This window comes from Bradyrhizobium genosp. A (genome assembly GCF_049949275.1).
Classification (GTDB): domain Bacteria; phylum Pseudomonadota; class Alphaproteobacteria; order Rhizobiales; family Xanthobacteraceae; genus Bradyrhizobium.
Map to the genome: position 1 here is coordinate 1,142,238 of NZ_CP188196.1, position 22,763 is coordinate 1,165,000.

The 22,763-nt window shown below is 63.5% G+C and carries 18 protein-coding genes, 2 tRNA genes, 1 rRNA gene and 1 riboswitch; of the genes, 12 read left to right on the forward strand and 9 right to left on the reverse strand.

The window, feature by feature from the left end; translation table 11 throughout:
- Nucleotides 1-155: 155 nt before the first annotated feature.
- From ftsE to ACP2YP_RS05215, 4 genes are all read left to right on the forward strand, one after another.
- Nucleotides 156-815, forward strand: coding sequence for a cell division ATP-binding protein FtsE (gene ftsE / locus ACP2YP_RS05200; RefSeq protein WP_426422739.1), 660 nt, complete (start codon nt 156-158; stop codon nt 813-815).
- A complete protein-coding gene (locus ACP2YP_RS05205) occupies nt 808-1,776 on the forward strand; it encodes a cell division protein FtsX (protein ID WP_426422741.1) in 969 nt (322 codons plus the stop codon). Before ftsE ends, ACP2YP_RS05205 begins: the two co-directional genes overlap by 8 nt.
- Before the next feature lie 273 nt (nt 1,777-2,049).
- A complete protein-coding gene (locus ACP2YP_RS05210; protein ID WP_426422743.1) occupies nt 2,050-2,754 on the forward strand; it encodes a YdcF family protein in 705 nt (234 codons plus the stop codon).
- 11 nt (nt 2,755-2,765) lie between these two features.
- A complete protein-coding gene (locus ACP2YP_RS05215) occupies nt 2,766-3,539 on the forward strand; it encodes a lysophospholipid acyltransferase family protein (RefSeq protein ID WP_426422744.1) in 774 nt (257 codons plus the stop codon).
- Here ACP2YP_RS05215 and ACP2YP_RS05220 read toward each other — a convergent pair.
- Nucleotides 3,536-4,135 carry a gamma-glutamylcyclotransferase gene (locus ACP2YP_RS05220; RefSeq protein ID WP_426422745.1) on the reverse strand — a complete coding sequence of 200 codons (600 nt, stop codon included), beginning with the start codon at nt 4,133-4,135 and terminating at the stop codon, nt 3,536-3,538. The genes ACP2YP_RS05215 and ACP2YP_RS05220 overlap by 4 nt on opposite strands.
- A 110-nt stretch (nt 4,136-4,245) precedes the next feature.
- Here ACP2YP_RS05220 and ACP2YP_RS05225 point away from each other — a divergent pair, with 110 nt between their 5' ends.
- The gene (locus ACP2YP_RS05225) at nt 4,246-5,430 is read left to right on the forward strand and encodes a DUF2125 domain-containing protein (protein ID WP_426422747.1); all 1,185 of its coding nucleotides are present in this window, start codon (nt 4,246-4,248) and stop codon (nt 5,428-5,430) included.
- A 152-nt stretch (nt 5,431-5,582) separates the two neighbouring features.
- Here the strand turns inward: ACP2YP_RS05225 and ACP2YP_RS05230 are convergent, their stop codons facing one another.
- From ACP2YP_RS05230 to ACP2YP_RS05240, 3 genes are read right to left on the reverse strand one after another with little or no spacing between them, the layout of a single operon-like run.
- Nucleotides 5,583-6,518: a prephenate/arogenate dehydrogenase family protein gene (locus ACP2YP_RS05230; RefSeq protein ID WP_426422748.1), complete on the reverse strand. Its 936-nt coding sequence runs from the start codon at nt 6,516-6,518 to the stop codon at nt 5,583-5,585.
- Complete coding sequence (gene hisC, locus ACP2YP_RS05235) at nt 6,515-7,609, reverse strand: histidinol-phosphate transaminase (RefSeq protein WP_426422750.1); 1,095 nt, start codon at nt 7,607-7,609, stop codon at nt 6,515-6,517. Before hisC ends, ACP2YP_RS05230 begins: the two co-directional genes overlap by 4 nt.
- A gap of 34 nt (nt 7,610-7,643) precedes the next feature.
- A complete protein-coding gene (locus ACP2YP_RS05240) occupies nt 7,644-8,492 on the reverse strand; it encodes a chorismate mutase (protein WP_426422752.1) in 849 nt (282 codons plus the stop codon).
- 215 nt (nt 8,493-8,707) lie between these two features.
- A riboswitch (SAM riboswitch) is annotated at nt 8,708-8,787 on the forward strand.
- 93 nt (nt 8,788-8,880) lie between these two features.
- Between ACP2YP_RS05240 and metX the strand changes: the two genes are divergently transcribed.
- The gene (gene metX, locus ACP2YP_RS05245; RefSeq protein ID WP_426422754.1) at nt 8,881-10,083 is read left to right on the forward strand and encodes a homoserine O-acetyltransferase MetX; all 1,203 of its coding nucleotides are present in this window, start codon (nt 8,881-8,883) and stop codon (nt 10,081-10,083) included.
- 15 nt (nt 10,084-10,098) lie between these two features.
- Nucleotides 10,099-10,761: a methionine biosynthesis protein MetW gene (metW, locus tag ACP2YP_RS05250; RefSeq protein WP_426422755.1), complete on the forward strand. Its 663-nt coding sequence runs from the start codon at nt 10,099-10,101 to the stop codon at nt 10,759-10,761.
- Nucleotides 10,762-10,904: 143 nt separating this feature from the next.
- On the opposite strand, the gene ACP2YP_RS05255 is transcribed toward metW, so the two are convergent.
- On the reverse strand, nt 10,905-11,768 hold the full coding sequence (locus ACP2YP_RS05255; RefSeq protein WP_426422756.1) for an alpha/beta fold hydrolase: 864 nt from the start codon (nt 11,766-11,768) through the stop codon (nt 10,905-10,907).
- Nucleotides 11,769-11,983: 215 nt separating this feature from the next.
- On the opposite strand from ACP2YP_RS05255, the gene ACP2YP_RS05260 reads away from it, so the two are divergent.
- Nucleotides 11,984-12,640, forward strand: a complete 657-nt coding sequence (locus tag ACP2YP_RS05260) for a TIGR02594 family protein (protein ID WP_426422758.1) — start codon at nt 11,984-11,986, stop codon at nt 12,638-12,640.
- A gap of 124 nt (nt 12,641-12,764) precedes the next feature.
- On the opposite strand, the gene ACP2YP_RS05265 is transcribed toward ACP2YP_RS05260, so the two are convergent.
- A complete protein-coding gene (locus ACP2YP_RS05265; protein WP_426422759.1) occupies nt 12,765-13,553 on the reverse strand; it encodes an MOSC domain-containing protein in 789 nt (262 codons plus the stop codon).
- A 242-nt stretch (nt 13,554-13,795) separates the two neighbouring features.
- Between ACP2YP_RS05265 and clpB the strand changes: the two genes are divergently transcribed.
- Complete coding sequence (clpB, locus tag ACP2YP_RS05270) at nt 13,796-16,435, forward strand: ATP-dependent chaperone ClpB (protein ID WP_426422761.1); 2,640 nt, start codon at nt 13,796-13,798, stop codon at nt 16,433-16,435.
- Between the two features lie 126 nt (nt 16,436-16,561).
- Here clpB and ACP2YP_RS05275 read toward each other — a convergent pair whose 3' ends face one another.
- The 3 genes from ACP2YP_RS05275 to ACP2YP_RS05285 form a co-directional block, all read right to left on the reverse strand.
- Complete coding sequence (locus ACP2YP_RS05275; protein ID WP_426422763.1) at nt 16,562-16,834, reverse strand: hypothetical protein; 273 nt, start codon at nt 16,832-16,834, stop codon at nt 16,562-16,564.
- Nucleotides 16,835-16,980: 146 nt separating this feature from the next.
- Nucleotides 16,981-17,343, reverse strand: a complete 363-nt coding sequence (locus tag ACP2YP_RS05280) for an SPW repeat protein (RefSeq protein WP_426422765.1) — start codon at nt 17,341-17,343, stop codon at nt 16,981-16,983.
- Between the two features lie 116 nt (nt 17,344-17,459).
- Nucleotides 17,460-19,538, reverse strand: a complete 2,079-nt coding sequence (locus ACP2YP_RS05285) for a peptidoglycan DD-metalloendopeptidase family protein (protein WP_426422766.1) — start codon at nt 19,536-19,538, stop codon at nt 17,460-17,462.
- A 1,023-nt stretch (nt 19,539-20,561) separates the two neighbouring features.
- On the opposite strand from ACP2YP_RS05285, the gene ACP2YP_RS05290 reads away from it, so the two are divergent.
- The 3 genes from ACP2YP_RS05290 (at nt 20,562) to ACP2YP_RS05300 (ending at nt 22,426) form a co-directional block, all read left to right on the forward strand.
- Nucleotides 20,562-22,050 (forward strand): 16S ribosomal RNA (locus tag ACP2YP_RS05290).
- A gap of 190 nt (nt 22,051-22,240) precedes the next feature.
- A tRNA-Ile gene (locus ACP2YP_RS05295) sits at nt 22,241-22,317 on the forward strand.
- A 33-nt stretch (nt 22,318-22,350) separates the two neighbouring features.
- A tRNA-Ala gene (locus tag ACP2YP_RS05300) sits at nt 22,351-22,426 on the forward strand.
- Nucleotides 22,427-22,763 lie beyond the last annotated feature (337 nt).

Here is a 22,763-nt window from a genome sequence, read left to right on the forward strand (position 1 = left end):
TTCCAATGGATGGGTAGTTCTAAGGATGCTGCCGGGGATGCTACAGGGCGATCGTTAACGAACCGGAAACCATAACGGTCGCACAACCCCTTGATCGCCTGCGGCGAAACCTCGCTGGCCGCGCGACCTACGTCACCTCTCGAACGGAGCTGAGCTTGGTTCGGTTCGAAAATGTCGGATTGCGTTACGGTCTGGGGCCGGAGATCCTGCGCGACCTCAGTTTCCAGATCCCGGCGCATTCCTTCCAGTTCCTCACCGGCCCGTCCGGCGCCGGCAAGACGTCGCTGCTGCGCCTGTTGTTCCTGTCGCACCGGCCGACGCGCGGCCTCGTCAATCTGTTCGGCCACGATATCTCCCAGCTCGGCAAGGACGAGATCGCCGATCTGCGCAAGCGCATCGGCATCGTGCTCCAGGATTTCCGCCTGCTCGACCACATGACGACTTACGAGAACGTGGCACTGCCGTTCCGCGTCATGGGCCGCAGCGAATCGAGCTATCGCAAGGAGGTCATTGATCTCCTGCGCTGGGTCGGCCTTGGCGACCGCATGGATGCGCTGCCGCCGATCCTGTCGGGCGGCGAGAAGCAGCGTGCCGCGATCGCGCGTGCGGTGATCTCGCGGCCGCAACTGCTGCTCGCGGACGAACCGACCGGCAGCGTCGATCCGACGCTCGGGCGCCGACTGCTGCGGCTCTTCATCGAGCTCAACAAATCCGGTACCGCCGTCATTATCGCGACTCACGACATTGCGCTGATGGACCAGTACGAAGCACGCCGCTTGGTGCTGCATCAGGGCCGGCTGCACGTCTATGAATAGGACCGACGAGCGCGGCGTATTGGTTGATCTCGGACAGGAACGTCCGCAGCTTCCGGCCACGGCGCGCAACATGTCGCCGATCGTGCCGCGCGCCTCGATCCACGGCCGCGCGCTGGTCGCCGTTGTCGCCATCATGACCTTCCTCGCCTCGATGACGACGGGCACGGTGCTGCTGGTCAGCGCCTCCGCCGCGGAATGGCAGTCCGATGTCGCGAGCGAGATCACCATCCAGGTCCGCCCGCAATCCGGACGCGACATCGAGCGGGATACCGCAGCCGTCACCGAGGCGATGCGCGCGCAGGCCGGCATCGTCGAGGTCAAGCCGTTCACCAAGGAAGAGAGTGGCAAGCTGCTCGAGCCCTGGCTCGGCACGGGTCTGTCGATGGACGATCTGCCGGTGCCGCGCATGATCATTGCGCGCGTGCAGCCGGGCACGGCGCTCGATCTCGGCGCCCTGCGCGCCCGCGTGACGCAAGTGGCGCCAAGCGCCAGCGTCGACGATCACCGCGCCTGGATCGAACGGATGCGCTCGATGACCAACGCCACCGTGTTCGCCGGCATCGGCATCCTCGCGCTCGTCATCGTCGCGACCATCATCTCGGTTTCGTTCGCGACCCGCGGCGCGATGGCGGCGAACCGCCCGATTGTCGAGGTCCTGCATTTCGTCGGCGCCGGCGACCGCTACATCGCCAATCATTTCCTGCGGCACTTCCTCAGGCTCGGCCTCGAAGGCGGCGTCATCGGCGGCGGCGCCGCCATGCTGCTGTTCGGCTTCTCCGAGTCGATCGCCGGCTGGTTCTCCGGCACCCCGGTCGGCGACCAGTTCGCGGCCCTGCTCGGCACCTTCTCGCTGCGGCCGTCCGGCTATGTCGTGCTCGCGGTGCAGGCCGTCCTGATCGGCGCGATCACGGCGGTCGCCTCGCGCCAGACCTTGTTCGCGACGCTGAATGACGTCGATTGAGGTTTCTTCGCCTCTCCCCGCTTGCGGGGAGAGGCCGGAATTCGCGCTGAAAGCGCGGATTCCGGGTGAGGGGGACTCTCCGCGAGTCCAACTGCTGCCGTCCTCGCGGAGACTCCCCCTCACCCCAACCCTCTCCCCGCAAGCGGGGCGAGGGAGCGCACCACCTACGCGGACAGACTTGTGGTCCGTTGCGTTCGCCGAGCCCGATAAACCGGACTCCACTTCGCCTCAAAACGTCCTAAAATAATCCGGGGAAGGGATCACCGACATCGCATGACCTCGCCGACCGATGATCAAACGCCGAACTTGCCACGCGGCTGGCTGCGCGCGACCGTGGTGTCGACGGTCGCGTTCGTTTTCGTCGGCGCGGCGGCGGGATTCGTTGCGTTCCTGTCGCAATTGCGCGGCGCGGAGATCGCACCCGACCGCAAGGCGGACGGCATCGTGGTCCTGACCGGTGGCTCCTCGCGGGTGCCGGATGCGATGGAACTGCTGGCGGCCGGCTACGGCAAGCGGCTGCTGATCTCGGGCGTGCACCCGACCTCGACGGCGAGCGACATCTCCCGGACGCTGCCGGAGAACCAGTCCTTCATGACCTGCTGCGTCGATCTCGACCGCACCGCGCTCACGACCCGCGGCAACGCGGCCGAGGCGCGGCGCTGGGCTGAGGGGCGCGGCTTCAAATCGCTGATCGTGGTCACCTCGAACTATCACATGCCGCGCGCGCTGGTGGAATTCTCGCATGCAATGCCGGAAACGACGCTGGTCCCGTTCGCCGTGGTCGGCGACAAATGGCGCGAAGAGCCGTGGTGGACCTCGGCCTCGACGCTGCGGCTGCTGTTGTCAGAATATGTCAAGTACATCGCTGCCGAGCTCAGGGTGCGGCTGGAGGATTTCGGGATTGACCTTTCGCCCGAAGTGTCGGAGCAGCCAGCAGGTCTGCAATCCAGGCGGCCTGCCACGGCGCAGGCCAATTGATCGGATTTTCGATGTTCCTGATTTTCCTGCGCTCGCTGCTGTTCAACGTGCTGTTCTATGCCGTGCTGGTGTGCCTTGCGATCGTGGCGCTGCCGACTTTCGCATTGCCGCCGCGCGCCATGCTGACGATTGCCAAATGGTGGGCAAAGGCGACGCTGGTCCTGATGCGCGTGATCTGCAACATCAAGGTGGAATTCCGCGGCATCGAGAAAATCCCGACGGGACCATTGGTGATCGCCGCAAAGCACCAGTCATTCTGGGAGACGTTCGTGCTGCCGGGTTTCTTTGATCACCCGATCTTCATCCTCAAGCGCCAGCTGATGCAGATCCCGGTGTTCGGTCAGTTCCTGGTCAAGACCGGCATGATCGCGATCGACCGCAAGGCCGGCGTCAAGGCGCTGCTGGACATGACGCGGCGCGCGCGCAAGGCAGTACGCGCAGGTGGCCAGCTCGTGATCTTTCCGGAAGGCACGCGTCGCGCGCCGGGGGCTGCTCCGGACTACAAAACCGGCTTTGCGCAGATCTATTCGTCCTGCGGCGTGCAGTGCCTGCCGATCGCGCTCAATTCCGGCCTGTTCTGGCCGCGCCGAACTTTCATGCGCTATCCCGGCACGCTGGTGGTGGAGTTCCTCGATCCGTTGCCGCCGGGCCTGCCCAAGGATGAATTTCTCACGCGCGTGCAAACCGCCATCGAGGATGCGACCGCTCGCATCGTCGAAGCGGGCCGCAAGCAGCAGGAGCAGTTGATCGGCAGCGCGCCGAGCTACGCTCCCTCGGAGAGCTAGCGGTTCTCTCGATCCTCCGCGGGGGCCGGCGCGTGCGCAGCGTGAAGCATCGTCACGAGCTGATGCAATTGCGTGTCGCGAAAGCCTTCGGCCTCGATCGCCTTCACGGTCGCCGTCACATAGTCGCGATTGGCGCCGGACTGGCCGTGACCCTGCAGCACATGGCGGTGCTGGTCGGCGAGCGACAGCCGGCCGGCGTACTGCACATGGCCGCGGTCGACGACATAGGCGAGTGCGGAGACGCGCTGACGCGCTTCGTTCTCCAGCCACACCGAGCGCATCACCTCGCGATAGACCGACGTCACCTGCTCGCGCGCCCGCAAATAGGCGACCACGTCGGCACGGTTCTTTTCAGCGACGCGGAAGGCGATGCCGCGGCAGGCGCCGCCGCGGTCGAGCCCAAGCACCAGGCCCGGCTGCTCCGGCGTGCCGCGATGCACGAAGGAATAGACGCAGAGCGCGCGATGCTCGCCGACCAGCCGCGCCGGGACGCGCTCCTCGAATTCGAAGCCAGGCCGCCACATCAGCGATCCGTAGCCGAACACCCAGAGGTCGCCCTTGGCTGATGTGACGGAGGGGAGGGTGATTTCCGACATTTCGGGCACGGCTACCAGAACCGTGCCCCCAAGCGAAGCGAATTCTCCGCCTTTCGTCCGGGGCCAGCCTCGCTTACATTTGACAAAATCTGGGGTCAAAGGGTCGCCGCATGTCCGATATGACCGTTGCCGCAGGCCGGCGCTCCCGTTGGGGGCTCTTCATTGCTCCCGTCCTCCTCCTGATCCTTGCGGCCGCCTGGAGCGGCTTCTGGTTCTATGCGGCCTCGCAGGCCGAGGTCGCGGCCGATGCCTGGCGCGCGCAGGAGGCCAAATCCGGCCGCATCTATGACTGCGCCAAGCGCTCGATTGCCGGCTTCCCGTTCCGCTTCGAGGTCCAGTGCTCCGGCGCCAGCGTCGCCCTGGTGTCGCAGAATGCGAGCAAGACTCCGTTCACGGCCAAGCTCGACAACATTCTGGTTTTGGCTCAGGTCTACGATCCCAAGCACGTCATCGCCGAGTTTTCTGCGCCGGCAACGCTGACCGATGGCGTCACGCAAAACACCTTCGTGGTGAACTGGAGCAAGGGCCGCAGCAGCGTGATCGGTTTGCCGGCTATCCCGGAGCGCGCGTCCATCGTGTTCGACGATCCCAGCATCAACAGGCTCGATGGTTCGGTGCAGGTGCCGCTCGCGCGCGCCAAGCAGATTGAGCTGCACGGGCGTCTCGCTGATGGATCGCGATCCGATCATCCGATCATCGAGACCGTGTTCCAGGTCGCACAGGGCAGCATCCAGGGCGTGCACCCGCTGCTCGCAGAGCCGTTCGAAGCCGACACGCGCGCGAAGATCACCGGGCTCTCCGATCTCACCCCAAAACCCTGGCCGCAGCGCTTCCGCGAGATCCAGGCCGCCGGCGGTCATATCGAGATCGTGCAGTCGCGGATCCAGCAGGGCGAGATGATCGCGGTCGCGGCCGGCACGCTGGGCCTCTCGGCCAATGGCCGACTGGATGGCGAATTGCAGATGACCGTGACCGGCCTCGAACGCGTCATCCCGGCGCTCGGCATCGAGAAGATGCTGGAAGAGGGCGTGCCGCAGGCAACGCTCGATCGCGTCGCGCCTGGCGTGAAGTCAAAGGACCTCAACAATCTCTTTGGCGCGCTTGACCGTGCCGTTCCCGGCCTCGGCAAGGTCATCAAGCAGAACGCCAACGCCGGCGTTGCCGCCGGCATCAACTCGATCGGCACCGAGAGCACGCTCGAGGGCAAGAAGGCCCGCAGCTTCCCGCTGAAATTCGTCGACGGCGACGTGCTGCTTGGCCCGGTCAAGGTCGGCCAGATTCCGCCGCTATATTGAAGACGTACCTCGTGAGCCTCGTCATTCCGGGGCGATGCGTAGCATCGAACCCGGAATCCATTTCACCGCGTGCGCTTTGGCCCAATGGATTCTCTGATGCGCAATTGCGCATCATAGCTCGCCCCTTGGGCGCCCCGGAATGACACGTGGAGCTATGGCTGCTTTAGCTGCCCATGCTGGCGGCCGAAGTCAGCTGCCGCCGAATCCTGGCCGATCTCGACGATGCCGCGGCGGATGGCGCGGGTGCGGGTGAAGTGATCGAACAGCCCTTCGCCGTCACCGCGACGGATCGCGCGGGTGAGTTTTGCGAGATCCTCGGTGAAGGTGCCGAGCATCTCCAGCACCGCATCCTTGTTGGCGAGGAAGACGTCGCGCCACATCGTCGGATCGGAGGCGGCGATGCGGGTGAAGTCGCGGAAACCGCCGGCGGAGAATTTGATGACCTCCGATTCCGTCACCTGCTGCAGCTCGTCGGCGGTGCCGACGATGGTGTAGGCGATCAGATGCGGCAGATGGCTGGTGATCGCGAGCACGAGATCATGATGATCCGGCGTCATCACCTCGACCTTGGCGCCCATCGCCGCCCAGAACGCGCGTAAGTGCGCGGTGGCCGCGGCGTCGGTGCCTTCCGGCGGCGTCAGAATGCACCAGCGGTTGATGAAGAGCTCGGCGAAGCCGGAATCCGGACCCGAATGCTCGGTGCCCGCCACCGGGTGCGCCGGCACGAAATGGACGGTCTTCGGCAGATGCGGCGCCATGTCCTTGACCACCGCGCCCTTGACCGAGCCGACGTCGGAAATGACAGCACCCGGCTTGAGAAAGCCAGCAATCTCCTGAGCCACCGGCCCGCAGGCGCCGACGGGAATGCAGAGGATGACGAGATCGGCATCCTTCACCGCTTCCGCATTGGTCGCCACGACCTGGTCGACGATGCCGAGCTCGAGCACCCGCGCGCGCGTCTTCTCCGAGCGCGCGGTGGTGACGATCTCGGAAGCCAAGCCCTGGAGCTTCGCAGCGCGCGCGATCGAGCCGCCGATCAGACCGAAGCCGATCAGTGCGACGCGCTGGAAGTGCGGGTCCACGCTCATTTGCCGGCCATGAAGTCGCGCAAGGCCTCGACGACGAGGCGGTTGGCCTCCTCGGTGCCGATGGTCATGCGCAGCGCATGATGCAGGCCGTAATTCTTCAGCGCGCGCAGCACGAGGCCGCGCTTGGTGAGGTAGGCGTCGGCCGCGTCCGAGGTCTTGCCTTCTTGCGGGAAATGGATCAGCACGAAATTGGCGACGCTTGGCGTCACCTTCAGCCCGAGCTTGGTGATCTCCTCGGTCAGCCAGTTGCGCCAGGTCTCGGTGAACTGCTTCGACATCGCCTGGTGCGCGGTGTCCTCGATCGCGGCGACCGCGGCGTACATCGCCGGCGTCGATACGTTGAACGGACCGCGGATGCGGTTGACGGCGTCGATGATGTGCTCGGGGCCGAACATCCAGCCGATGCGCAGCGCGGCAAGACCGTGGATCTTGGAGAAGGTGTGCGTCACCACCGTATTCTCGGTGGTGGCGACGAGCTCGATCCCCATTTCGTAATCGTTGCGCGAGACGTAGTCGCAATAGGCGGCGTCCAGCACCAGCAGCACGTGCGAGGGCAGGCCGGCGCGCAGGCGCTTGACCTCGTCGAACGGGACATAGGTGCCGGTCGGGTTGTTGGGATTGGCGAGCCAGACCAGCTTCGTCTTCGGCGTCACCGCCTTGAGGATGGCATCGACGTCGCAGGTCAGGTTCTTCTCCGCCGCGACCACGTTCCTGGCGCCGACCGCCATGGTTGCGATCGGGTAGACCAGGAAGCCGTGCGTGGTCGAGATCGCCTCGTCGCCGTGACTGAGATAAGTGTGGGCGAGCAGATTGAGGATTTCGTCCGAGCCGGCGCCGCAGATGATGCGGTTGGGATCGAGCCCGAACGAACGGCCGATCGCTTCGCGCAGCACGCGCGAGGTTCCCTCCGGATAGTCTTCCAAATGGTCCGCCACGTTCTTGAAGGCCTCGATCGCCTTGGGCGAGGGTCCGAACGGCGTCTCGTTGGCCGAGAGCTTGAACACCTTGCGGCCCGGCTCCGCGACCGGGCTCTTGCCGGGCGTGTAGGGCGCAATATCGAGAATGCCGGGATTCGGCACGGGGCGGGACATCTTCAACTCCGGAGTGGCTAGGTCAGTTCGCGATTTACGATTTCGACCCGGTCGGGGGCACCGTATAGCGCGTTGCGTGGCTGCCGACGAGGGCCGTGGAGCGCACCGAGGCCCCCGCGTCGATCAGGGCAGCCCTGATCTTGTCGATGCTGGTGGCGCTCGTGACCGAGACCAGCAGCGCCGCGCCGTCGAAGGCGGTATCGGGCACCGCCACGATCTCGGCGAGCGGCGACAGGGCGCGTGCGACCTCGGCGTTCCACCCGGATACGCGCACGCTGAAGGTCTCGACCTCCGTCACCACGGCGCTGTCGGCGACACGCGAGATCGCGAACACCGGCAGTGCGGCCGGATGGTCGGCACGCTCGACGAACGGCAGCCGCGCGATGATCTTCGGCGCGCCGTCCGCTTCCAGCTCCAGCCACCATGGCGTGCGGCTCGAGGTCGCCGAGACCAGCGCCAGATCGCCCTTGGATTTCGCCACCGCTTCGACCGCGGCTTGCGCGCTGAAATGCGCGACGTAAGGAACCGTGAAGCCGAAATGGAAGCGCACGGAATCGCGCATCGCCGGCTCGCTCACCGAGATGTCGGCATGGACCGAGAACGGCGCCTGGACATAGGTGAACGTGGAGATGATGACGCGCCAGATGCTCTCGACGGTGTCGAGCGGCAGGATGCCGCGATGGCGTTGCACGATGTCACGCATCATGGAGGCTTCGCGCGCCGGGCGGAACGCCGAGCCGACCTCCTGGGTCTGCTTCACCTGGATCAGGCGGTCGATGATGTCGCCGCGCTGCATCAACAGGCGATGCATGCCCTCGTCGATCGCGTCGATCTCCTTGCGCAATTCCTGGAGCGATGGTGGTGCGGGCGGACGTTGGGACATATCTGACAAGGCTGTTGAGAGGCATTCCAATGCGAATCGGGCAAGGAGACTGGTAAGGCCGGATCCGCTGCGGTCAGTGTCCTGATTAGGCAGTCGGGGCGGCGAAAGCAAAGAGAAATGCAAAGGGAAATTGGGCCCGCTGGGGCGCGGGGCGAGAGACTATTTTGGCTAATCCGGACCGCGACTTGACGAAAAGCGCCCAAGCCACTAGGTTTTGCCTGTTCCGTGGTCATTTGAGCCGGCCGGCTTGCAGCCACGTTAAAAAATTCGCTAAACAGGCCGGGGACGCTTTCGATCCCGGCCGAACCTATCGTTCAGGCCGGGTTTTTCATGGCCTGATTTCATTGGCGATCTGAAGTCCGATCGCAAACGAGGTCGATGGTCAGAGATGGTTGGCGTCAAGTCTGTCCCCAGTCCCGCGATCAGTGCCGACGATCGGTCGCATGAGGTCGATCATCCGAGTTCTGAGGTCGCGAAGTTCGGCGCCGACCAGCCGCTGCGGCTCGATTGCGGCATCGATCTCACCCCGTTCCAGATCGCCTACAAGACCTATGGCGAGCTCAACGCCGATCGCTCCAACGCCGTGCTGATCTGCCATGCGCTGACCGGCGATCAGCACGTCGCCAATGTGCACCCGGTCACCGGCAAGTCCGGCTGGTGGGAGACGCTGGTCGGTCCAGGTCGGCCGCTCGATCCCAGCCGCTACTTCATCATCTGCTCCAACGTGATCGGCGGCTGCATGGGCTCGACCGGGCCCGCCTCGATCAATCCCGCGACCGGCAAGGTGTGGGGTCTGGATTTCCCCGTCATCACCATCCCCGACATGGTGCGCGCGCAGGCGATGCTGATCGACCGGCTTGGCATCGACACGCTGTTCGCCGTCGTCGGCGGTTCGATGGGTGGCATGCAGGTGCTGCAATGGACTGCGGCCTATCCCAAGCGCGTCTACTCGGCGCTGGCGATTGCCTGTTCGACACGGCACTCGGCGCAGAACATCGCTTTCCACGAGCTCGGTCGTCAGGCCGTGATGGCCGATCCCGACTGGCACAATGGTGCCTATGCCGATCAGGGCATCCATCCGCATCGCGGCCTCGCGGTCGCGCGGATGGCGGCCCACATCACCTATCTCTCGGACGCCGCGCTGCATCGCAAGTTTGGCCGCCGGATGCAGGATCGCGAGCTGCCGACCTTCTCGTTCGACGCCGACTTCCAGGTCGAGTCCTATCTGCGTTACCAGGGCTCGTCCTTTGTCGAGCGTTTCGACGCCAACTCCTATCTCTATCTCACCCGCGCGATGGACTATTTCGACATCGCCGGCGACCATGGCGGCGTGCTGGCGAAGGCGTTCGCCGGAATCCAGACGCGCTTCTGCGTGGTCTCCTTCACCAGCGACTGGCTGTTCCCGACTTCGGAATCGCGCGCGCTGGTGCACGCGCTGAACGCGTCGAGCGCGCGGGTGTCGTTCGCCGAGATCGAGACCGATCGCGGCCACGATGCCTTCCTGCTCGACGTGCCCGAGTTCTTCGACATCTCTCGCGCCTTCCTGCAATCGGCAGGGAAGGCGCGCGGGCTTACCGGCAAGAATGACTGACAAGGACAGCTCGCGATGTCTGTACAGGAAGTGCTGCCGCTCAATGGCTTCACTGCGGAGCAGTCCGGCCCATTTCGCGCCGACCATCTGCTGGTCGCCGAGATGGTCAAGCCGGGCTCGAAAGTGCTCGACGTCGGCTGCGGCGACGGCGATCTGCTCCAGTTGCTGGAGACCCGCGGCATCGACGGCCGCGGCATCGAGCTGTCGCGTGAGGGCGTCAACCGTTGCGTGGCAAAAGGCCTCGCGGTGGTGCAGGGCGACGCCGACACCGACCTCGTGAACTATCCCGACGATGCGTTCGACTACGTGATCCTGTCGCAGACGCTGCAGGCGACGCGGCAGCCCAAGGTCGTGCTGGAAAACCTCCTGCGCATCGGCCGCCGCGCCATCGTGTCGTTCCCGAATTTCGGCTTTTGGCGGATGCGACTGCAGCTCCTGGTCGGCGGCCACATGCCGCGCACGGAGAATCTGCCGGCGAGCTGGTATGATACCGCCAACATCCATTTCTGCACCATCAAGGACTTCGTCGAGCTCTGCGACGCAATCCACGTCAAGATGGAGCGCGCCGAGGCGCTCGACCTCTACGGCCGCCCGCTGCGGCTGCGATTGCCATGGTGGGTGTGGAATCTGTTCGGCGAGCAGGGCGTGTTTTTGCTGAGCCGCGGCGGCGGGAAGTAGTTTCTCGTCATTGCGAGCGTAGCGAAGCAATCCAGAGTCTTTCCGCGGTGGGATTCTGGATTGCTTCGCGGAGCCTGTCATCGGGCCGCGCTTCGCGCGGACCCGTTGGCTCGCAATGGCGGAGTATGTGGCGGCCATTGCAGCTAATGCGCCGCCAGCGACCGCGGATCGCGCACAGGCCACCGTCCCGCTTCCACCAGCGTCACGAACCGCTCCACGCTCTCGTTGAACAGCGCGGGCTCTTCGAGGTTGAGCACGTGGCCGGACTTCGGAAACATCGCGAGGCCTGCCGCGGGCAGGTGCTTTTTCAAGAACAGGCTCGCCCCGACGCAAGGGTCGTCCTCGTCGCCGCAGATGATCAGTGCCGGCTTGACAACGCCTCTGATCGCATCCGTCATGGTGTAGATCGAGGGACGGCCGCCTTGAAAACCGCGCATCGTGTTGGCCGAACCCCTGGCATCGTGCCGCGCCAGCGCGGCGTAGAAATCGGCGTGGCCGCGCGGGTCCTTCACCAGGAAGGGAATCCGGCTCGGGGCCTCGCGCGTGACTTTTGCGACCTCGGCAGAGCCTGATGTCTCGAACTGTTCGGCATTGGCACGGCACTGCTTGCGCCAATTGTCGAGGTTCTCGACCTCCGAGCCTGAGCCGACACCGGCGAGCGTCATCGACAGCGCGCGTTGCGGCGCGTTCAATCCGATCTGCAGCGATGAGTAGGCGCCCATCGAGAGACCGACGAGATGCGCGCGCCCGATCTTGAGATGATCGAGCACGGCGAGCGCATCGGTGTAGAAATGTTCGTAGGTGTAGACCTCACCGGCCGGAACGTCAGATGGCGTGTAGCCGCGCGCGGAATAGGTGATGCAGCGATGGCCGCGCGAGAAGTAGCGCATCTGCGGCTCCCAATTGGTGTAGTCGGCCGCGAACTCGTGCAGAAAAAGTATCGGCGTTCCCTGACCCGCCTCTTCGAAATAGACGCGGACGTCGTCCCTGGTCGTGGCGTGGGGCATTAACCGTTTCCCTCTCTTCGAGCCGCTCTTGCAGGATTGCAGTTAATGCTGTTGTCCGCAATGAGGCGGCATCCGACCAGCACTCACACAAAATCATCCCAGCTATCCGCCGACGCGTCGTCTTTTTCTCGCCACATCGGGCGGCTTAACGGCCAGACGGATGTCGGCCACCGCACGGGCCGATTGGAAGTGGGGGTGTCAACCAAGGATGAAGAATGTTCGAGTTGTTTGCGTCTCGCCTGTCGCGTTCTGTTGTCGCGCTGGCGATCTTCTTCGCGGCGGTTGCCGCGTTCGTTTCTTCGGCCTCAGCGCGGCCGCATCATCGTCATAGCGCGGATGGGCACACTTACGTGCATCACGCCAGACATCATCATTATCGCCACCATGCACGCGGATCACGCTTTGAGCGCAGCGCGGCACAGTTGCAGGCGAGTCGATTTACCAACACGCAGGCCAGCTATGATCCGAACGCCAATAGCGGTGGCATGGCCAACAACGGCATGGCTGCAAACGGTGGCTTCGGTGGTGGATCGGGCCTCGTGTCCGAGGCACGCCGCTATGTCGGTGGCAATCCGACCGGCCGCGGCAGCCTGTGGTGTGCGCGCTTCATGAACATGGTGTTGCAGCACACCGGCCATCAGGGCACCGGCTCCGACATGGCGAGCTCGTTCGCACGTTACGGCACGCGTGTCTCCGGTCCGCAGGTCGGCGCCATCGCGGTCATGGGACGGCGCGGCGGCGGTCATGTCGGCATCATCACCGGCATCGACGCGCAGGGGAATCCGATCATGATCTCCGGCAACAACGGCAACCGCGTCCGTGAGGCGCCGATCTCGCGCGGCCGGATCTATGCGTATGTGATGCCGAATTGACGGTGACGGTGCCGTAGTGCCGTAGGTGGGCAAAGCGAAGCGTGCCCACCACTTCCGTCCGCTTGGCAAGATGGTGGGCACGGCGCAAGAGCGCCTTTGCCCACCCTACGGCAGCGGTGCTAGCTCACACCAATCTCGGCTCTTCCACCGCGACCACATCACCCACGCCTATCTCGCCGTCTGCCACCACCTCGGCATAGATGCCGCAATCCATGTGGCCGAGATTGCGCGACAGCGTCGGTGGTATCTCGAGATCGCGGACGGCGGTGTCGGGATCGACGTTGGTAGCCGGGCAGCGGACGATGCGCTTGACCACTTTCAGCCGGGCCTGCCCGATCGCCAGCGTCTGGCCGACCAGGTCAAGCTCGGACCAGGCCGGCCAGCCCTTCACGTAGAGATTGGCGCGGAAGCGCAGGGGATTGACGGCGACACCGCCGAGCATGGTCTCGATCGCGCGAACGCTGTTGAGATTGATGATGGACACGACCTTGCGGGCGACGTCGGAAAAGCTGTGGCCGCGGCCGGACAGCACCTTGGGCGGGCCCTTCAGCTCCGGCTGAAAGTTTTCCGTGAAGTAGCCCTCGATGGCGGCGCGCCCCGCCGCGGTCTCGAGATCGCCGCTGGCGACGATCTCGCCATCCTTGCGGATGGTGAGGCTGTTGGTCGCGTCGTCGAACCGGCCGTCGAGCGACGCCAGCCGCTCATTGCGGGCCAGCATCAGAAACTGGATTTTCGGCTTCCACTCCGGAGCCTCGGGGTCGAACCCGCTCGGCCCGTTCTCGATGGCGTAGCGGCGGTCGGCGGGCAGGGTCTGGCCGGTTCGCAAGGGGACCCGGAGCAGGGATTCCGGCGTCAGGCCCTTGATCGGGTAACGGTAAATGCCGGTGATTTCGGCGGTCTGGCTGGCTGTCATAGGCCTACTTAGAGGATTTGCTCTGCGCTCGCCAAGCGGTCGATCCGCGCACGAAATTGTGAAGCCGCCTCTTTCGATCCGAGGCCATGCTTCCCACATCTCGGTCAGGCCGGCGCCAGCGTCGGCTGAAAGCGACCGCTTGATGCGTTGAGGAACGTCAACGTATCAAGCGGAAACCCAATGAAGATGCCGTTTGGGGTGCCTGAGAGGGCCCCAGGGGCAGGCCGAGGGAAACAAAAGACATGAATATCGATAAATATACCGAACGCTCCAGGGGCTTCGTCCAGTCCGCGCAGTCGCTTGCGGTGCGCGAGGGGCACCAACAGTTTTCAACCCTGCATGTCCTGAAGGTGCTGCTGGACGACAATGAGGGGCTCGCTTCCGGTCTGATCGACCGCGCCGGCGGCAATTCCCGTGCAATCCTGAAGGCGACCGAGGACGCCCTCAACAAGGTGCCGAAAGTTTCTGGTGGCGGTGCCGGCCAGATCTATCTGGCGCCCGAGCTTGCCCGCACCTTCGACGCGGCCGAAAAGGCGGGCGAGAAGGCCGGCGACAGCTTTGTCACCGTTGAGCGGCTCCTGCTCGGTCTCACGCTGGAGAAGACCAGCGAGGCCGGCGCAATCCTCGCCAAGGGCGGCGTCACGCCGCAAAATCTCAACGCTGCGATCGAGGCGCTGCGCAAGGGCCGCACCGCGGATTCCGCGACCGCCGAGAACGCCTACGACGCGCTGAAGAAATATGCCCGCGACCTGACCCAGGCTGCGCGCGACGGCAAGCTCGATCCGGTCATCGGCCGCGACGAGGAGATCCGCCGCACCATCCAGGTGCTGTCGCGCCGGACCAAGAACAACCCTGTCCTGATCGGTGAGCCCGGCGTCGGCAAGACCGCCATCGCGGAAGGGTTGGCGCTGCGCATCGTCAATGGCGACGTGCCGGAGAGCCTCAAGGACAAGAAGCTGCTGTCGCTCGACCTGGGCGCACTGATCGCGGGTGCGAAATACCGCGGCGAGTTCGAGGAGCGGCTGAAGGCCGTGCTCCAGGAGGTCACCGCGAGCGACGGCAATTTCATCCTGTTCATCGACGAGATGCACACGCTGATCGGCGCCGGCAAGGGCGACGGCGCGATGGACGCGTCCAACCTGCTGAAGCCTGCGCTCGCGCGTGGCGAGCTGCATTGCATCGGCGCGACCACGCTCGACGAGTATCAGAAGCACGTCGAGAAGGATGCGGCGCTGGCGCGGCGCTTCCAGCCGATCTTCGTCAGCGAGCCCTCGGTCGAGGACACGATCTCCATTCTGCGCGGCCTGAAGGACAAGTACGAGCAGCACCATGGCGTGCGGATCACCGATTCCGCGCTCGTGGCGGCCACGACGCTGTCCAACCGCTACATCACCGACCGCTTCCTGCCCGACAAGGCGATCGACCTCATGGACGAGGCGGCAGCGCGGCTGAAGATGCAGGTCGATTCCAAGCCGGAAGAGCTGGATTCGCTGGATCGTGAGATCATCCGGCTCAAGATCGAGCAGGAAGCGCTCAAGAAGGAAAGCGATCTCGGCTCCAAGACCCGTCTCGAACTGCTCCAGAAGGAGCTGGCGGAGCTCGAGGAGAAGTCCGCGGCGCTGACCGCGCGCTGGAGCGCGGAGAAGAACAAGCTCTCCAACGCCCAAAAGCTGAAGTCGGAGCTCGACGCCCTGCGCGTCGATCTTGCCGACGCGCAGCGGCGCGGCGAATTCCAGAAGGCGGGCGAGCTGGCCTATGGCCGGATTCCGCAGCTCGAGAAGCAGCTGGCCGACATCGAGGCGCGTGAAGGCACCAGTGAGATGATGGAGGAGGCTGTTACCGCCAACCACATCGCGCAGGTGGTCTCGCGCTGGACCGGCGTGCCCGTCGACAAGATGCTGGAGGGCGAGAAGGAGAAGCTCCTGAAGATGGAGGAGCAGCTCGGACAGCGCGTCGTCGGCCAGGCCGAGGCCGTGCGTGCGGTCGCGACCGCCGTGCGCCGTTCGCGTGCGGGCCTGCAGGACCCGCACCGACCGACCGGCTCGTTCATGTTCTTGGGCCCGACCGGCGTCGGCAAGACCGAGCTGACGAAAGCCCTCGCGGAGTACCTCTTCAACGATGAGACCGCGATGGTCCGCCTCGACATGTCCGAATACATGGAGAAGCATTCGGTCTCGCGGCTGATCGGCGCGCCTCCGGGCTATGTCGGTTATGACGAGGGCGGCGCGCTGACCGAAGCGGTGCGGCGCCGGCCCTACCAGGTGGTGCTGTTCGACGAGATCGAGAAAGCGCATCCGGACGTTTTCAACGTCCTGTTGCAGGTGCTCGATGACGGCCGGCTGACCGATGGCCAGGGCCGTACCGTCGATTTCCGCAACACGCTGATCATCATGACCTCGAACCTTGGTTCGGAATTCCTGGTGAATCAACCCGAGGGCGAGGACACCTCTGCCGTGCGTGAGCAGGTGATGGGGATGGTGCGGGGACATTTCCGCCCCGAGTTCCTGAACCGCGTCGACGAGATCATCCTGTTCCACCGCTTGCAGAGGAGCGAGATGGGCCGGATTGTCGAGATCCAGTTCGCGCGGCTACAGAAGCTGCTGACCGATCGCAAGATCGTGCTGACGCTCGATGCCGCCGGCCGCGACTGGCTCGCCGCCAAGGGTTGGGATCCCGCCTATGGCGCACGACCGCTGAAGCGGGTGATCCAGCGCTATCTCCAGGATCCGCTCGCCGAGATGATTTTGGGCGGCGATGTCAGAGACGGGGATCATGTTGCGATCTCCTCCGAAGGCAACGTGCTGACCTTCAACGGCAAGGCGGCGCAGACCGCGGAGATCGCCCAGTTCGAGGCGCCAGCATCGAAGCGCAAGCTGAACTGATCCGACGACCGTTTTCGACGAAAATCGCCCCGGAGAGGCTTGGCCGCTCCGGGGCGATTGCGATTCTGGGGGCGCGCGCCGCTTCGTCATTACCGAAATACCGGTACTTTGCATGGGGTTGTTTTTTCAGATCTGGCCGGTGGCGCCGGCAGGGCCGGGTTCGATGGCGCCATTGTCCTCAGCGTCCTCTTCGAGCTCGGAGAGGATGTCAACGAGGTCGCGGACGCGGCCGTGCGCCAGAGGCCGGAGATCGTTGATCATCGGCTCGTCATTGGCGAGCCAGGCCCGGGCCTCGACGAGTTCCTCGGCAGTCGCCCCGGTTCCGATGATCGCGGCGATGGTCACGTCATCGACCCCCGGAATGGCCCGGGCCACGTCGTCGTGTGAGAGGTGCTTCATCGGCGTAACCTCCTCTTGATTGTTCGGTCTGGGACCGGAGCCATCAATCGAGATCACCGGCCAACGGTTCCGGGCCGCTGCGCTGAACGCCCGCGAGAAGTAACGACCCCGCCCGCGCGGTGCGGGCGGGATCTTGGCTCGGCCTCTTAGCGGCTTGGGGTCAGCCGCGGCGGGAGCTGGGACATGATCCAGAGTTCGATCGCCGCAAGTGCCGCGACCAGAACGCCGACCACGACGTGGACCGTCATCGCCGTCCTGTTGCCCTGGAAGCCGAGCACCCAAGGCGCGATCAGCGTCCACAGGCCGACGACCAGGTTCAACCACTCCTCCCACACGGCGAAAGCCGCGAGTGCGGCAATCGCCAGCACGGCGATCGCGATGCCCGCGACATAGGCGTTCTGAGAGGCGGCTCCGGCAGCGAAGCCGAAGATCCACGGCGAGAAGAACAGGAACGCGCCAAGGATCAGGTTCGCGACGTCGCAAAGCTTTGCGTTCGTCCAATTCTCCATGACATCCTCCATTGATCCCCTGCCTCGCCTGGCAAAACAACGGGAGCGCGCCTCGCGTGGTTCCCTGCGGTTCCAGCGAAATCGAATGAAAAACGGACGATGTAGAAGAGACTTAGCTACCGGTTTGTGACCTGGAGCGGGCCGCCGGTGGCGTCCGACATACGGGCAATGGCGCCGTTGCGGCCGCTCATCATGCCGTCGAGCCGGTCGCGTTCCTTCTCGAAGCCCGCGAGCATCGGACCTTCGAGCGAACGGCCGCGCGGGAGTTTCACACGCATCGGATCGACGAAGCGGCCGTTGACGAGAATTTCGTAGTGCACGTGCGGGCCGGTCGACTGGCCGGTCGAACCGACGAAGCCGATGACCTGGCCCTGCCGCACCTTCTTGCCGGGCTCCATGCCCTTGGCGAAAGCCGACAGATGGCCGTAGGCGGTCTCGTAGCCGTTGTTGTGCTTGATGCGGACGTATTTGCCGTAACCGCCTTCGAGCTGGGCCTTCTCGATCACGCCGTTGCCGGCGGCGAAAATCGGCGTGCCGTAGGCGGTGGCCCAGTCGACGCCGGTGTGCATCTTCACATAGCCGAGGATCGGATGGCGGCGGCCGCCGAAGCCGGAGCGCATGATGGCGCTGTTGACGGGCTTCCTGACCAGGAACTTCTTCGCGCTCTTGCCGGTCTCGTCGTAGTAGTCGACGACGCCGTCGTCGGGGCTCTGATAGCGATAATATTTCTTGGTTTCGCCGCCGACCGTGAGCGAGGCGAACAGCACTTCGCTCTTGTCGACCGCCGTCGAGCCCTCGTCTTCGCCGGCATAGAACACGTCGAACGAGTCGCCCGGCTGCACCTTGCGCTGGAAATCGACGTCGTAGGAGTAGATCTTGATCATGTCGTCGATGACAGGCATCGGCACCTTGTTGCGCATCGCGGTCTCGTAGATGCTCTGGTAGAGCCGCACGCCGCTGCCGTCGTCATCCTCCTCGTCGTCGCTGTTGGCATTGGCCGTGGCCTCAGCGACGGTGTTCATGCTGGAAACGTCGACCGCGACGTATTTGCCGAGATCGGACAGCGCCGCGATCGCCTCGACCATGGTGTCGTTGGCGACGACGACGCGGTAGGGCTGCAGCCTGGCGCCGGGGCTCGCGGGCGCCATCAGGATGCGAAGCTTCTCGCCTTCCTTGATGCCGCCGTCGCGGCCGCGGGGGCCGAGCGTTGCAGTGATCGCCTTGATCTCGTCAGCCGTCGCGCCGAGATCGCGCAGCACGGAGGAGACCGAGTCGCCCTTCTTGACGACGTGGACGCGCTCGCCGTTGGGATTGCCGCCGGTGATCTGCTCTTTGGTCTTCGGCAGCAGCGTGACGTTTTCCGGCACCACGCGCGTTTCGAAGCCGGCATAGGGATCGGATGGCGACACTTCGGTGGCGTAGGCCATCTTCATATCGGATCTGTTGATGTCAGACTTGCCGGCCGCGCCGGAGATGTCGGCGGTGGCATTGGCGAGGGAGGCGTAACGCACCCCGCCATTGCCGCGCCAATTGGCGGCGTCGCGCACCCGCATCAGGATGTCGTCGAGCGCCACCACCGCGGAAATCTTGGCCTTCGGCAGCACCGGCGAGAGGTCCCTGGTGACGAAGGAGACCTCGGCGTCGGGCTCGACGGCTTCAGGATTGTTCGGATCGTCGGCGGCGGTCTTCGGATCGGAGCCGACGTCAGTGAGCAGACGCTGCGCGTTGAACGGCGGAATCTTCGCCGACAGGTCGCTCGTCGTCATCGACAGATTGCCGGCGATCCGGATGAAGGGGCGCACACGCATCACGTCGCGGTTGCCGACGCGGGCGACCGTCGAGACGCGCACGATGTTGCGCGAGGCGGTGGAGTCATTCGGCGGCGGCAGGCGGTCGCTCTTGTGCAGCGTGGCGGTGCGATCGGCCGCGCCGAATGCACCACGCAGCGCGCCCTCGACCCGCTCTGGCACCTTGGCGAAGGTCATTTCGCCGTCGAGAGATGCGAAAACGGCGCCGCCGATCAGAGCTGCGCCGCAGAGTCCGGTCAGAATTGTGCCGCTGAACCATTGCACCGAGACGCGGCGGCGATCGATGACGGCGGCCTCGGAACCATCGACGGACAGCGGCGGCTCGTGGCCAAGATCGATGATCCCGGTCTCACGCCCGTAAGCGCCGCGTGACGTCCTCTGGTTCAATCCAAGTCCCCCAATCAACGACCCGAGACCCTTCGCCTCAACCTCTCCCCGGTCGCCCTCTTGCAGGGGCATCGCGGAAAAAGCCGTGCCGCACAGGTGTTCGCGCTCAGGAGGCCCCGGATCAGGGCCCGGCCGAAATTACGAACAGCGAGGCAGTTGAAGGTCTCTCGATGTCTTTCGAATGTCCGAAGAAGGCCGCGTCATCATCAGATCGCCTTCTCTGAACCCCATGAAAATCGCCGGCAGCCCCCACTGGCATCCCGCGATTCAAGCTTGTCTCTTAGCAGAACGCCGCGGGATTGTGGCTCAAGTACGGCGCCTAATATGGAAAAGTTTCCTGAACGGCCAGGCGCGAGGGGCTGGGGTCGAGGGGCGCCGCAAGCCGCTTCCGGGAGTCCCATCCCGGGTCCCTCCGGAGCCCCTTCCGAGCCCCTTCCGACCCCCCTGGCGGCCAAACTTTTTTTCAGATTTTTTACCGCGTGGCTTCGCTCCGCCGTCTCCACGGTTTTCTAATCAATTGGAATCGCTGGATTATTTTCGACAATCCACTGTGCGACGATTTGTTGACGATGGGCGTTGACAATCCCGGGCGGGGGGGCCTATAACCCGACCACTGAGCGCGGCGCCGCCGGGTCACTGACCAAGGCGAGCGAACGCGCCACTGATGCTCCTCACCTCGTTGAGTGCACAACAGCCGACACAAATCGGTTGGAGTTCATTCGTCGCCGGTAAGGGTGTCGGAACCCTTCCACTCTGGAAGGTTGGGGCCTCCTGGTCCCGGGCTGTTTGACAAGTGAAGATGAAGAAAGAGAAACGTGGACGGCGGAGTCCTTGCGGGTCTCGCATCTGAGAAGCTTCGGCTTTTCTGATCGAGACCGGACGAAAGACTTCGGCGGTACACGTTTCAAAGGAAACACCATCGTTGCCAGCGATGTGAATCGCAGGCAGCACATCGATTTCGGTCGATGAAAAAATGGTGGGACCTCGTCAAACGTTGTGATCAGCCGGTTCAAAGTTCAAGTCCAACTTGAGAGTTTGATCCTGGCTCAGAGCGAACGCTGGCGGCAGGCTTAACACATGCAAGTCGAGCGGGCGTAGCAATACGTCAGCGGCAGACGGGTGAGTAACGCGTGGGAACATACCTTTTGGTTCGGAACAACACAGGGAAACTTGTGCTAATACCGGATAAGCCCTTACGGGGAAAGATTTATCGCCGAAAGATTGGCCCGCGTCTGATTAGCTAGTTGGTAGGGTAATGGCCTACCAAGGCGACGATCAGTAGCTGGTCTGAGAGGATGATCAGCCACATTGGGACTGAGACACGGCCCAAACTCCTACGGGAGGCAGCAGTGGGGAATATTGGACAATGGGGGCAACCCTGATCCAGCCATGCCGCGTGAGTGATGAAGGCCCTAGGGTTGTAAAGCTCTTTTGTGCGGGAAGATAATGACGGTACCGCAAGAATAAGCCCCGGCTAACTTCGTGCCAGCAGCCGCGGTAATACGAAGGGGGCTAGCGTTGCTCGGAATCACTGGGCGTAAAGGGTGCGTAGGCGGGTTTTTAAGTCAGGGGTGAAATCCTGGAGCTCAACTCCAGAACTGCCTTTGATACTGAAGATCTTGAGTCCGGGAGAGGTGAGTGGAACTGCGAGTGTAGAGGTGAAATTCGTAGATATTCGCAAGAACACCAGTGGCGAAGGCGGCTCACTGGCCCGGTACTGACGCTGAGGCACGAAAGCGTGGGGAGCAAACAGGATTAGATACCCTGGTAGTCCACGCCGTAAACGATGAATGCCAGCCGTTAGTGGGTTTACTCACTAGTGGCGCAGCTAACGCTTTAAGCATTCCGCCTGGGGAGTACGGTCGCAAGATTAAAACTCAAAGGAATTGACGGGGGCCCGCACAAGCGGTGGAGCATGTGGTTTAATTCGACGCAACGCGCAGAACCTTACCAGCCCTTGACATGTCCAGGACCGGTCGCAGAGATGTGACCTTCTCTTCGGAGCCTGGAACACAGGTGCTGCATGGCTGTCGTCAGCTCGTGTCGTGAGATGTTGGGTTAAGTCCCGCAACGAGCGCAACCCCCGTCCTTAGTTGCTACCATTTAGTTGAGCACTCTAAGGAGACTGCCGGTGATAAGCCGCGAGGAAGGTGGGGATGACGTCAAGTCCTCATGGCCCTTACGGGCTGGGCTACACACGTGCTACAATGGCGGTGACAATGGGATGCTAAGGGGCGACCCTTCGCAAATCTCAAAAAGCCGTCTCAGTTCGGATTGGGCTCTGCAACTCGAGCCCATGAAGTTGGAATCGCTAGTAATCGTGGATCAGCACGCCACGGTGAATACGTTCCCGGGCCTTGTACACACCGCCCGTCACACCATGGGAGTTGGTTTTACCTGAAGACGGTGCGCTAACCAGCAATGGAGGCAGCCGGCCACGGTAGGGTCAGCGACTGGGGTGAAGTCGTAACAAGGTAGCCGTAGGGGAACCTGCGGCTGGATCACCTCCTTTCTAAGGATGATCCTTCAGCGAGCTTCGGCTCACTATCGGATCGTTTTAGAAACATCAGTGGCCAACGGTCGTCAGGATCGTTGAGCTGCATTGGCGGGATTTCGCCGTCTACGTTTCTCTTTCTTCGCGGACGAACACGCGCTGGGCCTGTATGCGCAGGATCCCTGGTCCTTGACGGGATATGCGTTAGGGGCTTGTAGCTCAGTTGGTTAGAGCGCGCGCTTGATAAGCGTGAGGTCGGAAGTTCAAGTCTTCCCAGGCCCACCACACTCATCGAGTGAGCATTCGTCTTCTGGTTACGGGGCCATAGCTCAGCTGGGAGAGCGCGTGCTTTGCAAGCATGAGGTCGTCGGTTCGATCCCGTCTGGCTCCACCAGATGGTTTGATCATCGACTGATCGTGCACCTAAATCGTCCGCGATACATCACTTCGCATCTTGCTAGTCTGGATAGACAGCAAGTTGCGTGATTTCTGACATCGTAAAGAGGAGATCGATCCGAGTTGGATCGGGCAACAAGTAATTGTTGCGCGATACTTCATTATCTCCGGATCATTTCGGCGCTTGCGCGCCTTTCAGTGTAGCTCACAAGGCTGCGTCTGAAAGACGAGCGAGTTGTAAATGATCCTTTTAGCGAAGCTTGACCGCCTCGCTATCGGAACGATCTTACGAAGCAAGCTGGTCTTTCTAATCATTGTCCGGCTGCAGATAGCGT

What these genes read in the sequence shown, in the direction of transcription:
- ACP2YP_RS05220 (WP_426422745.1), bottom strand. Translation starts at nt 4,135, where the DNA reads ATGTCGGAAATCACCCTCCCCTCCGTCACATCAGCCAAGGGCGACCTC.
- ACP2YP_RS05210 (WP_426422743.1), top strand. Translation starts at nt 2,050, where the DNA reads ATGACCTCGCCGACCGATGATCAAACGCCGAACTTGCCACGCGGCTGG.
- ACP2YP_RS05240 (WP_426422752.1), bottom strand. Translation starts at nt 8,492, where the DNA reads ATGTCCCAACGTCCGCCCGCACCACCATCGCTCCAGGAATTGCGCAAG.
- ACP2YP_RS05260 (WP_426422758.1), top strand. Translation starts at nt 11,984, where the DNA reads ATGTTCGAGTTGTTTGCGTCTCGCCTGTCGCGTTCTGTTGTCGCGCTG.
- ACP2YP_RS05275 (WP_426422763.1), bottom strand. Translation starts at nt 16,834, where the DNA reads ATGAAGCACCTCTCACACGACGACGTGGCCCGGGCCATTCCGGGGGTC.
- ACP2YP_RS05215 (WP_426422744.1), top strand. Translation starts at nt 2,766, where the DNA reads ATGTTCCTGATTTTCCTGCGCTCGCTGCTGTTCAACGTGCTGTTCTAT.
- ACP2YP_RS05230 (WP_426422748.1), bottom strand. Translation starts at nt 6,518, where the DNA reads ATGAGCGTGGACCCGCACTTCCAGCGCGTCGCACTGATCGGCTTCGGT.
- metW (WP_426422755.1), top strand. Translation starts at nt 10,099, where the DNA reads ATGTCTGTACAGGAAGTGCTGCCGCTCAATGGCTTCACTGCGGAGCAG.
- ACP2YP_RS05225 (WP_426422747.1), top strand. Translation starts at nt 4,246, where the DNA reads ATGTCCGATATGACCGTTGCCGCAGGCCGGCGCTCCCGTTGGGGGCTC.
- ACP2YP_RS05205 (WP_426422741.1), top strand. Translation starts at nt 808, where the DNA reads ATGAATAGGACCGACGAGCGCGGCGTATTGGTTGATCTCGGACAGGAA.
- metX (WP_426422754.1), top strand. Translation starts at nt 8,881, where the DNA reads ATGGTTGGCGTCAAGTCTGTCCCCAGTCCCGCGATCAGTGCCGACGAT.
- hisC (WP_426422750.1), bottom strand. Translation starts at nt 7,609, where the DNA reads ATGTCCCGCCCCGTGCCGAATCCCGGCATTCTCGATATTGCGCCCTAC.
- ACP2YP_RS05280 (WP_426422765.1), bottom strand. Translation starts at nt 17,343, where the DNA reads ATGGAGAATTGGACGAACGCAAAGCTTTGCGACGTCGCGAACCTGATC.
- ACP2YP_RS05265 (WP_426422759.1), bottom strand. Translation starts at nt 13,553, where the DNA reads ATGACAGCCAGCCAGACCGCCGAAATCACCGGCATTTACCGTTACCCG.
- ACP2YP_RS05255 (WP_426422756.1), bottom strand. Translation starts at nt 11,768, where the DNA reads ATGCCCCACGCCACGACCAGGGACGACGTCCGCGTCTATTTCGAAGAG.
- clpB (WP_426422761.1), top strand. Translation starts at nt 13,796, where the DNA reads ATGAATATCGATAAATATACCGAACGCTCCAGGGGCTTCGTCCAGTCC.